Raw genomic sequence first — 8,765 nt, forward strand, 5'->3', positions numbered from 1 at the left:
CAATGATTTCTGCAAAAAAACGCAGGGATCTATCGCCGGTTTGGCCTACTCACCGAATTCGAGAGATATCATGCGAGTATTCATCACCTCAACACACCACTCCTCCCCCAGATTTTCTGGGGGTTTTTGTTCGCGCCGTTTTGGCAGAATTTCCCTGTCTCTCTAACCTTACGTCACGTGAGCTGGTGTTGACGAGGTTTATACTACTGATAGTGTAAAGTAAAACTTTCCCGGAACTAGATACACTAAATAGTGGTGCTGGCACGCCCTTGTGCGGTAAGATGCAGTGTCTGTTGTCGAGCCGGGATCCCAAATCTTCCCGTTAGCATCGGATGAGCACCATGACCAAGATTTCACGGATGCGCAGCCGCAAAGGAGCGGGCCCCAGCCGTCTGGTTGCCTGCCCCCACAGTGGCATCTTCACCGACGGGGGATGTTCTCCCAATCCGGGGCCAGGGGGATGGGCCGTGGTGGTGGTTCAAGATGATCGGGTTGTGGAAGAGTTTTGGGGAGGGGATCCCGATAGCACCAGCAACCGCATGGAACTGACCGGCTTAATTCGGGCTTTGCAATATTGCCGCCACACCCAGGGCAACGGCGTAGATACCATCTACAGCGACTCCCACCTTTGCGTACAGACCTACAACGACTGGATGGATCGCTGGGCAGCGCAGGGGTGGCGGCGGCGCACCGGGCCGGTGGAAAACTTGGATCTGGTTCAGGAACTGTATCAACTAAAGCAGCAGTGCCCTCAGGTGCAGGTGGTTTGGATCCAGGCTCACGAAGGGTTGCGCTGGAACGAGTACGTGGATGAGTTGGTCGCTCGCGCCCGGCCAAAGTAACAATTTCTACATATTCCGATGTATGAGGCTGCGATCACAGACAGGCTCTGAGTCCATCGCCTATCCTCAAGAGGACGGCTCGTCGCAGGTGTGATATGAAGACCCAACTTCAGTGCCGGTTTCGTCCTCTCTCCCTTACGTTGATGGCGGTGGGGGGCTCTTGGCTCCTGGGATCCTGCCAACTCAGAGGGCCACAGGTACAGTTGCCCGGCGATGTTCTGCCGGAAACCGCGCTGGTTCCCCAGTCGGCGCCCCTGGTGCTGACCTTTTCTACCCAACCGGAAGAATCTTTTCGCACTCACCCTGACCTTTTGGCCCAGTGGGAGAGCTGGACGGCAGAAGCTTTGGCTGAAACCGACAAGGAATTCTCTCGGGAAGAGATGCAAGCTTGGGCTGGCGAGCAATTCACGATGGCAGTGGTGATCCCCAATCTGGTGCCCGGAGCTGCCGAGCCGGTGCCTGGGATCCTGTTTGGAGCCAGCACCCGCAACGCTGATTTGTCTGGGCAATTCTTGGCCCAGGTGCGGCAACAGGCAGCAGCAGAAGGGGCCAACTTCGAGCAGCGCCAGGAGCAGGGGGTCACCCTCTATGTGCAAACCAACGGGGAGCCGGGCGAGCGATGGGTAACTGCTGAGTTTGGCAACCGCTTTGTGGCAGTGGCCAACGACCCAAGGGTGATGCAGCAGGCGATTGCTGTGTATCGCGGCGAAGCAGAGCCGATTGGCCGCTCCGAAAGTTTCCGCACCGCTGTTGGCGATCTGTATAAGAGCGGCACGCTGGCCTTTGCCTACTTCAACTTCCAGGCTTTGCAGGAGGATCCCGAATCTTTCAAAGACTGGATGCAGGATCTGGATCCGGCGACGCTGGGATCCCTGCAACCCCTGCGCTCTTTGGCCATGGCTGCCCACTGGCAGGAGCAGGGCCTGCGGCTGCGCATGTTGACCCAGACCGATCGGAAAACCCAGGGGCAGGGAGGGTGGCAACCGGCTCGCGGCGAACTTATTCAGCGGCTGCCCGGCAATGCCCTGGCGGTGCTGACCACCCAACAGATCGCCCAGCGCTGGCAAGCCGTTATGCCTGAGCTGGAAAAAGATCCGCCGGTCAAGGAGTCGTTAGAGGAGCTGCGGGCTGAGTTTCGCGCCAATACCCGTTTGGACTTGGAAAAAGATCTACTGGCTTGGATGGATGGGGAGATGGCCCTGCTGGTGGCACCGGATGCCCAGGCCCATCCCCTGTTGCAGGGCATGGGAGCAGCCTTGGTGATCGAGACCAGCCAAAAAGACAAGGCCAACGCGGCCCTGACTCAGTTGGATCGGCTGGCCCAAGAATCGGGAGTAGGGGTAACGGAAGCCGGTGGGCAGGTGATCTGGGCGGATCCCTTGTTTAACCGCCCGCTTTTGACCCGCGCCTGGGAAGGCAACTATTTGATCGTGACCAGCAGCACGGCGGCGCTGCAAACCCTCGCCCAACGCCAGGGCAATTTGCTTCCCCAAACCGAGCCGCTGAAAACCCTCTACGATCAGTTGCCCAAGCCCAACTACGGCTACTTTTTGCTGAATTGGCAAGGGATCCGCACAGTGCTGGAGGCTACGCTGCCGGGCGGTTTGGCAAGCTTAGAGCCGGAGGCCCGCGAGCTGCTGACCCGCGTCGATGGGCTGGGCATTACCAGCTACCCTGCCGGGGATCACGCCTTTGGGTTGGAGCTGCTGGTTACTGTGCCACCAAAGCCCCAGCGATAAAACCGTGTCTCACGTTCTTCAGTCTTCCTAGGGGCTGGGGGTGAGAGCTACAGCCGAATCAAGCCATAGGTGAGAGCATAGCGCACCAGCTCGGTGCGGCTGCTGGTGCCTGTCTTGTTCAGCAGGCGGGTGACGTATTTTTCCACGTTGCGCACGCTGGTTTGCAGCTGCTTGGCAATCTCCTTGTTCATCAGCCCTTCTGCCACCTTCTCCAACACCTGTTGTTCCCGCGGCGTCAGCTCTACCTTGATGGGTGGGGGCAGGGGGGTGGGGGCAGAGGTCTGGGCAGGCGTGGCTGTGGCAAGGGTGCGCTCCGACAGCAGGGCGCGAATCGAGGCCAGCTCGCGGGCCACCACCTCCGAAGGGCTGGCAGCGCGGGATCGCTCAATGAGATTGGAGACGATGGCCACCAGCTCCTCCGGATCGAAGGGCTTGGGCAAATAGGCATCGACACCGGCCCGGTAACCCTGGATGCGGTCGGCGGTCATCCCCTTGGCGGTGAGGAACACCACCGGCAGATGGCTGTAGGGCTCGAGTTTTCGCAGTTGGGCCAAAAATTGATAGCCATCCATGCCCGGCATCATGATGTCGGAGATGATCAACTGAGGCTGGGCCGTGCTGAGCAGTTGCAGAGCCTGCTGGGCGTTGGCCGCCGGGATCACCTCAAAGCCGCTGTCCTCGAGGTAGGCTTGCACCGCTTCCCGTAAGCCGGGTTCATCATCTACTAGCAGAATGCGGGCTGCTGGACTGGCAGCAGGGGGTTCGGGTTTGGCTGGGGGAGAAGAGGCCATCTGCAGCTCCTGGGTAGCGTTCAAGCGTTTGGCGGCACCTGCCATCCCATATCTCTACAATCTTCCTACTAACCTGTGGGCAATCTCAGGCGAAAACAGGAGCCTTGGGGGGAGCTTTCCACCTGGAGATCTCCGCCCATCCGGGTGGCCAGGTCGCGGCTAATGGCCAACCCCAGCCCCTGCCCTGGCTTAGAAAGATCTGCCCGAAAAAAGGGATCGAAGATCCGCTCCAGATTCTCAGGATGAATACCAGGGCCATTGTCACAGACGGCAACGAACACTTCCCGTTGCGAAGCAGTTGAGGGATCTTCACCCAACTCCACCCTCAGCCGGATCTCACCCGGGGGCGGGGTGTACTTGCAAGCGTTGTCGATCAGGTTATCAAGCACCTGGCGCAGGGCGCGCGGATCGGCTTGTACAGGGGGTAGGGAAGGGGGCAGGACGGCTTGAAAGTGGTGTCCCTGCGTTTCGGCCAAGGCTTGATAAATGGGGATCCACTCCCGCAGCAGGTCGGCCAAGGAGAGGGGCTGAAGCTGGAGGGGGGCCGGGATCCCGTCCAAACGCTCGAACTCCGCCAGCAGCTCCTGCAAATGCTTGCACTCCTGTTCAATGCTCAGGCCAATCCAGTGGTTGCGATCCTCGGGGGGCAAGCGTTTTTGCAATAACTTGGCCAGCGTGCTCAGGGCGGTGAGAGGATTGCGCATTTCGTGAAGCAAAGTGGAAAGCTGCTGGGCAGAGAGAGTGACCCCCTTAACCTTGGGTTCTCCGGCTCCGCAGACGGGTTCAGGCTCTGGATGGTGTTCAGCAACTTTTCTGGCTCTCGGCATGGATCCAATCTCTAGACTCTCCCGGCGCTGGCAGATCGATCCTAGCCCTACCTCCCCTGCAATCCGCCATATCAATCCTGAGACGCTATCGGGATCCCAACTGGGTGGCTTATAGCTGGCGGGGCAGGTAGATGTTGAGAACTTCCCCCCGACGGGCGCGATGGCGCACGGTGAGGTAGCCCCCCAAGGCGCGGAACAGAGTTTGGGTGACGGGAAGGCTGAGGCTCACTGCACCGGTATCCGGCTGCACGACCAACAACTGCCCAATCGCCTGAGGGGATTTGGGCTCTGAGGCAACAGTGGCGTCGCTGCCCTCAGGTGTGTTGACCTGAAACTGAAGTTTGACCAGCTCCCCTGCGCTGACCAACTGGGCGCGAATGTGGCTGCCAGCCGGGGTGCTGCGGGCAATGCGGTCGACCATGCCAAACAGCACCGCTTCCAGCGCCTTGGGATCGCTGACCACATCCGGCAGCTCATCGGGAATCTCCAGCTCCAGTTGGGATCCCCGCCGTTCCACCTGCTCCTGCCAGCGAGGCAGGTTTTGCCGCACCAAGTCCACCAGCGCAATGGGCTCTAGCTGAAGCCGACGCCCCTCCTGTGGGGTAGCAGCGGGCATCACCGTTTCTGTAGCCTGGAAAAACAGCCCGAAGCGGTTGATTTGCTCGGTACATTCGCGGTCAATTTTCTCCACGTATTCCCGTACCCGCGACGGCAGATCGTGCCGCTTCAGGATGAGACTAACCAAGGTGCGGATGGTGCTGAGGGGCGTCTGGATCTCGTGGATGAGAGCCCGCAACAGTTCTGCCTCCGAAAGGCTGTTCTGTTGGCCTTGACCGGCAGGCTGGCCATGGGAAGGAGGAGACCGCCGCTTCTGCCAATCTTCTGGCCGGGTTGTGGGCGCAGGGGAGTTCTCGGCTCTGGCGGGGGGTAAGCGAGCGGGCGGGGATCCCGACTCGGCCAGGTTTCCCAGCAGAAGAAGGCTGCTGAAGCGGGCCAGCACCCGCACATGAGGCTCCATGAGGGGATGGTGCTTGATCAGCTCCTGCCAGAAGGGCAAGCGATCCGGCCTACCCTGTTGAACCCGCTGCTCTAGGATCTGCCAAGCCCGATGCACCACTTCCGGCTCAAAAGACACCATCATCCCCCTCTGCCGCGTGTGGGGGTGATGCCCTTGGGCGGCCACCGCCGAAAAAACAGGGGTGAGCACCAGCAAAAAAGGCTCCTCCACCAGGGGATCCCGCGGCAGGAGAGGGATCACCGTCTGGCCAGGGGTCAGAATCGACTCAGGGGACAAGTCAGGGGTAAACAGCCAGGGATCTTCACGGGCCAGCTCCCGCAGCTTCAGGTTCGGTTCTGGAGCGTCAATGGGCGACGGCAGTTGAGGCAGCGGATCCCGAACCACCCAGGGGGGCCACCAAGACACCGGCCCACCGATCACCACCCCAAACTGTCCAACTTCTTGCCATAGCTGGAGCAGGGCTGCCACCGTCTGCTGCCAGGAGCGCTCTCCTGCCCCCGGCAACCATTCCGGCAAGGGCAGATCGGCCCACAAAGCTTCCATCAAGGACAGAAATCGGCGGCTGTTCACGGATCTCTTTGACCCATCCTTCCCTTGTAGGGTAGCGGTTGTGGCCCCTCTGGGGCAGGGGAAAACCTCACCTTTTCCGGGGCGGATCCCCGTCTCACTCAGGGACAAGAATCCTCGTCCTCATACGGTAGCGAGTCTGTCCAATCAGCCTACCCGTCCATCCGGCAGAGTTGCCCCGCGCAAATTGGCCCCGCTGAGGTTGGCTGTGCTCAGATCGGCTCGGGTTAGGATTGCCTCGCCGAGATCGGCATTTTCCAGGTTGGTGCGGCCCAAATAGGCATCCACCAGGTTGGCACACCGCAAATCGGCCCCGGCCAGATTGGCCCGACTCAGATCTGCCCGCGCCAGTTTGGCCGAGCACAGACAACTGGCGGAAAGATCGGCTGCGGCCAGATCCGCCTCGCTCAAGTTGGCCTCTGTCAGATTCACCTGGCGAAGTATCGCCTCCTTCAAGTTGGCCCGCGCCATCTGCACCCCTTGCAGGTCTGCCCCCAAAAAAGAAACCCCCCTCAGGTCGGTCTCGCTCAGGATGGCCCCTTGCAAACGGGCTTGCTGCAGATTGGCCCCTTGCAAGTTGGCTTTGATCAGACTGGCCTCTTTCAGGTTGGCCCCGCTCAGGTCGGCCCGCGTCAAATCCGCTCCCGACAGGTTGGCTCCGCTGAGATCGGCGCGGCTAAGATTGGCGTTGCGCAATACCGCTCCCCGGCGGCTATCGAAACGGAGATTAGCCCCCCGCAAGCAAGCTCCCCCCAAGTTGGCACTGGTGAGGTTGGCCCAACGCAAATCCGCATCCAGCATGTTGGCATCGATCAACAGAGCCAGCGTCAGGTTGGCCCCATGCAAATCTGCTCCTTGTAGGGTGGCGCCGTGCAACTGGGCATCTCTGAGATCCGCCTCGCTCAAGTCCGCCTGGCTGAGGTTGGCCCCACCAAGGTTAGCCCCGACGAGGTTGGCCTTCTGCAGCTTGGCCCGCCCCAAGAAGGCGAAGATCAAATTGGCACTGTGCAGGTTTGCTTGGGAGAGATCCACCCCGATCAAATCGGCCCGGCTCAGGTCAAGGGCGGCCAGGTTCTCGCCGGCAAAGTTGATCCGTCCTGCCCGGTAAAGCCGAAGCAGATCCTTGGCATCCATAGAAGAGAGGGGAGAGCTCAGAGAAGTGAGAGAGGAGCTGCACTGGTGGTTATTCTAGATAAGGATCCGGGCGTTTCCCCAGCACTCTGCGCAGCTGATCGCCAGTGTTGAACGGGATCCCCGAACAGCGGGTTTGAGCTTCAAACCAGCCCGAACAGACGGCGCTCTGCCTCCTCCATGCGATCCAAGAAAGCAGCAAATTTGGTGGAGATCTCCCCCACTTCCTGCAAAAAGGCGCGTAGTGTTTGGTACTTGAGAACCAAGGCTTCCTCTAGGGTGCAGGTTTGGAACTGCTCATCCAACGCCTTGCCCAACTCGCTCAGGGCCTGTTCGATAGCAGTTTTGACAGAGCCGACGCTGCGCCGCACCAAGCGCATCACCTCCTGCTCCAACTGCGGCTTTTGCCGGGCCAGCTCGCTGCTGGCCAAGACTTGTCTCAGGGAAGCATAGGGATCCGCAAGGTTGGTGGGCACCTCAGTGATCGCCTCCGGCAAAGCGTATTCCCCACTGCTGACGTGAGGGGGCTGCACCAGGCGCCACTCCGATTGTTCTAGCTTTTTCAAGATCCCCATGAACATTGCGGCGGATCCCTCGACATCCCTCAAGAAGCCGCGCAGCACCTGGTGTTTGAGCGTCAGATATTGGACGGGATCCTCATCCTGCAGACCTTCGTCCAGGGCGTTGCCCAACTCGCTTAGGGTGTTCTCGATGGCAACCATCAAGGATCCGGCGCTGTGATGGAGCAGTTGGCGGCAGGACTCTGGGATCTCCTGTCGCAGGTCAGAAGAGGGGCCGGGTGGTGTTGTCCAGGTTGCAAAAGCCAGAGGATCTGCAGGTTCTTCCTCATCTTCTGGGATCCCAGCGTCAATCCAAGTCATGGGGCTGGCCAGGGACTCTGCCTCGCCCGCGCGAGCGGCATCTTCGGTATTCAGCCAATCCAGATTGGCGGAGAGAGGCTCAGCAGCCAATCCTCCGCCGGGGAGGGTCGCTGGGGACACGTCAACGTAAAGAGGCTTCAGCATCTGCAGCACAGCATTGGCGGCTTGGCCATCCTGATCCGGCTCCTGCAACTGCTGCACCGCCTCCTTCAGCCGGGCTTCCAGTTCTTGGGGGGAGGCGCAGGCATCGTAGAGGGCTCTGAGCAGCTCGTCCAGGCTGTAGCGCCGCAGGGCCGCCAACCCCTGCAGAGTAGGCTCTACTTTGTGGTACAAAGCCGTGAACAGAACCAGCTTGGCCCGCAAAGGGCTGGTTTGCCGCATCACCCCTGCCCGCAGCTCGAAGGGATCGTAGTCTTGCTTTTGCAGTCGTGGGCTTCCATACTCCAAGGACAAGATAGGCGAGGGTGCGGCCCAAGCTGATGGCTCCTTGGGCGAGGGCATGAGTGGGCTAGAGGGATCCGCTTGGGGCTGTTGATACAGGGGCTGTAGCTTGCTTAGCAGCATCTTGGCGATGCGAGCATACTCGGCTTTTTTGTTGATGCGGCTAATGGCATCTCGAAAGCGCTGGCCCAAAGCATCAAGGGTAGCGTGCTGGCGGCAGAGCTGCTCCAGCAGAGCTTTCAGGTCTATCTGGTTCAACTTGCTGACATCGCTTTCCCAAGTGCTGGTGCAGGCAAAGTAAACCAGCTTTTTCACTCGGTCTGCGTACCCGCCCTGCTGCACTTCTTGCACAACAAGGCCAAAGGGATCCGAGACAACCATAGGGAGCTGCTAAGCAGGAGCATGACTCTAGTCAATAATAAGCTCAACTATACTGAAAATAATGTATAATATGTTCGGTACGGATTACTACCAGTTGATCTTTCTGTTTACTTTCGAGTCTGCCAACATGGTAGCCAAAGCAAAGCA

General features: G+C 59.7%; 7 protein-coding genes. 2 read left to right on the plus strand and 5 right to left on the minus strand.

What is annotated here, in order from left to right; translation table 11 throughout:
- Window positions 1–341 precede the first annotated feature (341 nt).
- Entirely contained in the window at window positions 342–842 is a 501-nt protein-coding gene (locus tag NW839_RS08610) for a ribonuclease H family protein (protein ID WP_414351956.1), read from the plus strand.
- A gap of 95 nt (window positions 843–937) precedes the next feature.
- Window positions 938–2,581, plus strand: a complete 1,644-nt coding sequence (locus tag NW839_RS08615; protein WP_414351955.1) for a DUF3352 domain-containing protein — start codon at window positions 938–940, stop codon at window positions 2,579–2,581.
- Window positions 2,582–2,628: 47 nt separating this feature from the next.
- Here NW839_RS08615 and NW839_RS08620 read toward each other — a convergent pair whose 3' ends face one another.
- The 5 genes from NW839_RS08620 to NW839_RS08640 form a co-directional block, all read right to left on the minus strand.
- Window positions 2,629–3,372, minus strand: a complete 744-nt coding sequence (locus NW839_RS08620; protein WP_011432966.1) for a response regulator transcription factor — start codon at window positions 3,370–3,372, stop codon at window positions 2,629–2,631.
- A gap of 68 nt (window positions 3,373–3,440) precedes the next feature.
- The gene (locus tag NW839_RS08625; protein ID WP_414351954.1) at window positions 3,441–4,199 is read right to left on the minus strand and encodes a sensor histidine kinase; all 759 of its coding nucleotides are present in this window, start codon (window positions 4,197–4,199) and stop codon (window positions 3,441–3,443) included.
- Window positions 4,200–4,308: 109 nt separating this feature from the next.
- Window positions 4,309–5,787: a sensor histidine kinase gene (locus NW839_RS08630; protein WP_414351953.1), complete on the minus strand. Its 1,479-nt coding sequence runs from the start codon at window positions 5,785–5,787 to the stop codon at window positions 4,309–4,311.
- A 144-nt stretch (window positions 5,788–5,931) separates the two neighbouring features.
- Window positions 5,932–6,918, minus strand: coding sequence for a pentapeptide repeat-containing protein (locus tag NW839_RS08635; protein WP_414351952.1), 987 nt, complete (start codon window positions 6,916–6,918; stop codon window positions 5,932–5,934).
- Window positions 6,919–7,058: 140 nt separating this feature from the next.
- A complete protein-coding gene (locus NW839_RS08640) occupies window positions 7,059–8,618 on the minus strand; it encodes a hypothetical protein (RefSeq protein ID WP_414351951.1) in 1,560 nt (519 codons plus the stop codon).
- Window positions 8,619–8,765: the final 147 nt, after the last annotated feature.

It is taken from the genome of Synechococcus sp. R5-15 (assembly GCF_047462035.1).
Lineage (GTDB): Bacteria > Cyanobacteriota > Cyanobacteriia > Thermostichales > Thermostichaceae > Thermostichus.

What these genes read in the sequence shown, in the direction of transcription:
- NW839_RS08610 (WP_414351956.1), top strand. Translation starts at nt 342, where the DNA reads ATGACCAAGATTTCACGGATGCGCAGCCGCAAAGGAGCGGGCCCCAGC.
- NW839_RS08615 (WP_414351955.1), top strand. Translation starts at nt 938, where the DNA reads ATGAAGACCCAACTTCAGTGCCGGTTTCGTCCTCTCTCCCTTACGTTG.
- NW839_RS08620 (WP_011432966.1), bottom strand. Translation starts at nt 3,372, where the DNA reads ATGGCCTCTTCTCCCCCAGCCAAACCCGAACCCCCTGCTGCCAGTCCA.
- NW839_RS08625 (WP_414351954.1), bottom strand. Translation starts at nt 4,199, where the DNA reads ATGCCGAGAGCCAGAAAAGTTGCTGAACACCATCCAGAGCCTGAACCC.
- NW839_RS08635 (WP_414351952.1), bottom strand. Translation starts at nt 6,918, where the DNA reads ATGGATGCCAAGGATCTGCTTCGGCTTTACCGGGCAGGACGGATCAAC.
- NW839_RS08640 (WP_414351951.1), bottom strand. Translation starts at nt 8,618, where the DNA reads ATGGTTGTCTCGGATCCCTTTGGCCTTGTTGTGCAAGAAGTGCAGCAG.